This is a genomic window from Streptomyces sp. NPDC002776 (genome assembly GCF_053592195.1).
In genome coordinates this window covers 1-2,657 of sequence record NZ_JBSFVG010000055.1, presented here as the reverse complement: position 1 = coordinate 2,657, position 2,657 = coordinate 1, and the positions used below count along the sequence as shown (strand labels likewise).

3 pseudogenes are annotated in these 2,657 nt (G+C 60.3%); 1 reads left to right on the top strand and 2 read right to left on the bottom strand.

Annotated features, from left to right (window positions below):
* Positions 1 to 159, top strand: a pseudogene (locus ACWD11_RS35070) (IS5/IS1182 family transposase); the annotation flags it as partial.
* Between the two features lie 1,269 nt (positions 160 to 1,428).
* Here the strand turns inward: ACWD11_RS35070 and ACWD11_RS35065 are convergent.
* A pseudogene (locus ACWD11_RS35065) lies at positions 1,429 to 2,139 on the bottom strand (IS5 family transposase); the annotation flags it as partial.
* Positions 2,140 to 2,290: 151 nt separating this feature from the next.
* Positions 2,291 to 2,542 (bottom strand): annotated as a pseudogene (locus ACWD11_RS35060) (transposase); the annotation flags it as partial.
* Positions 2,543 to 2,657: the final 115 nt, after the last annotated feature.

The following is a 2,657-nucleotide window of genomic DNA, read 5'->3' as shown; positions in this document are numbered from 1 at the left end:
TACAACCGGGACCACGCCCGACTACGCGCCCCTGGCGAACGCGCCTTCGCACAGCTGAAAACCTGGCGCCTCCTTCGTCGAGCCCGATGTTCGACCAACCGCATCGGACGCATCGTCGCCGCCGTCCACACCCTCCTGATCTGCGGATACGGAGGATGAAAGAGGTTCACTACCTATAACGCAGCTCAGGACCCGAGCCGCTGCTGGAGTGCACTCCCTACCGCCAAGCTGTTGACCAGCAGAAATGCGGAAGGCCAGCTGGAGCAGTACGACTCGATTGGGCCCGCACACCGTGACACGCACCATTTTCGGGCACGACTTCGGATGGGGTATGAATCACAGCCACCTGGCCAAAAAAGGAAGGTTGCAATAATCCCCCACTCAACTATGGGCCTAGTATCACATTTGAGCCAACAGTTAGGATTGCGCCACCATGGAAAGTGAGACCCTCAAATAATGCTCAAATTCATGAAACCTTATTGACATTCCATGCGGCCCACTCATAAAGTAGCATTACAAAAGCAAACATGAAGGCCAAGCCCAAAAGAATGAGGGTCAAAATGTCCGCGGCATCGCGAATAGCTTTCACGGGATTTGCAACGTTTGGCGTTATTCTCACATCGCTCCCTGTGGCGTCAGCAAGTACTGCGAGCCGGCCAACAAATTGCAGCTACGAGACGGTTACTGCACTCATGACCGTAGCGCAGTGCCAAAATGCCAACGGCGGCCACTACCGCGCGCTCGCAATGTGCAAGGACGTGGACACGGGCGCTTTCAGAGAGTTCGTTGGTCCCTGGCAGTCGTCCGGATGGTCGAAGGCATATTGTCAGGGATCTTACAGAGTCTCATCCGCCGGAATCGAGACCAAAGTCTCCTGAGTGTGAGGCGCTCACCCGAACGTGTCTGCAGCCGACAGTAAAACGAAAGGACTCATCCCAATGAAGCGTTTCTCAGGGCTCGTCGCTGGTGGTATAGCAGTGGCCTTGTCCCTCGGATATCAGGGTGCAGCTTCTGCAGCGCCCGCAGGTGCCACAGGATGGCCGACAGGGTGCCATTATCAAAGCAACTACGAGAACGGCTCAATGGCAATATGCGACAAAGCCAACGGTGGTCACTACCGGGCCAGTGCTCTTTGCGTACGCTTGGACGGCAATGGCACGATCGACATCGAAGCCTCCTCGTGGCGTTCCAGCGGCTGGTCGTACGTCTACTGCCCGCCTCTGACACAGTTCAAGTCGGCTGGGATCGTCACTAAGTCCTCATAAGGAGGTTGTCGCGTATCGGTCTTCGTGGTGGGTCGCCGATCCAGGTCGGCGACCCACCCTGAGTGCCGTTTAAGAGGTCGTTTTCTCCCGTTGTTTCATCCCGAGATGCGGCTTTGATTCGGTGATGTCGGATCGCGCCAGGAGATGGTGTTCTCGCCGATGAGGCGGCGGAGCGGGCTGGCAGGGCCTCGTAGTCGCGGGCCAGGCGGCGGTGGAGCATGAGCCAGCCGTAGCTCCGCTCAACCACCCAGCGCTTCGGGACCGGAGTGAATCCCATGGTTCCGGGTTTGCGTTGAATGATTTCCATGTCGATGCCGATAGTGGCGGCGTGCTCGACAAGGTGGTGCCGGTAACCGCCGTCGACCCACACCTTGCGGATGCCGGGTTGTTCAGCGGCCACCTTGTCCAGGAGCTGGGTGCCGGCCACGGAGTCCTGCACGCTCGCTACGGTGACCAGCACGGCCAGGAGAAGGCCGATCGTGTCGGTGACGATGCTCCGCTTCCGTCCGACGATCTTCTTCCCGGCATCGATGCCCTGGCTGGAGACGAGCACACTGGTGGAGGTTTTCACGCTCTGCGCGTCGATCACGCAGGCCGACGGTTCAGCCTCCCGTCCTTCCTCCTGCCGTAACAGTTGCCTGAGCATGCCGTTGAACTGGGCGAATACGCCTTCCTGCTGCCATCTGGCGAAGTAGCCGCAGACCGTGCTCTAGTGCGGGAAGTCGTGCGCCAGGTAGCGCCACTGAACCCCGGTACGGTCCACGTACAAGATCGCGTCCATGATGTCGCGCAGGTCGTGCTCGGGCGGTCGGCCAAAGTCCCGGGCCCGGCCACGGCGCCCGAAACGCCAGGCCGCCAGGACCGGTTCGACCAACTCCCAACGAGCGGATGCTGTTGGTGATCTCTAGGTCGTCAGCCTTTGGCAGAGCCGCTGGAAGTGGCTGGGTGGCCGTGGTGGAGAAGCCGGTGTGGTGCCGGGCGGGAAGCATTCGCTGAGTCGGACGATGTTGGTTCCAGCGGCAGTGGCGCAGGCCATGAGCGTGGACCGTTTCTGAGACAGTGGCCTCGCAGCCTGCGCGGATGGCATAGCGCCGCTGCCAGTTGCTGGTCTTCTGGTCTTTCCTGACCTGTGACTGGATCTTCTGCTGGGGCTCGGGCAGCAGGAGGATGTGCCGCCCTTTGCCATCGATGTTGCCGGTGCACTTCATGCGGTCCTCGCACTGGCGGCATGCCTTGCGGGGGAAGAGGACGGACAGCTGGGGATGCCCGTCGCCCAAAGTGGGTTTCCAGGGCGGGCTGAACCTTCCCCTTGATCGTGGACACCTGGAGACTGGGACGTGAGTTCCAGAGGAAGTAGTGCTAGGTGGGAAGTAAGAGCAACCGCAGCAGGCG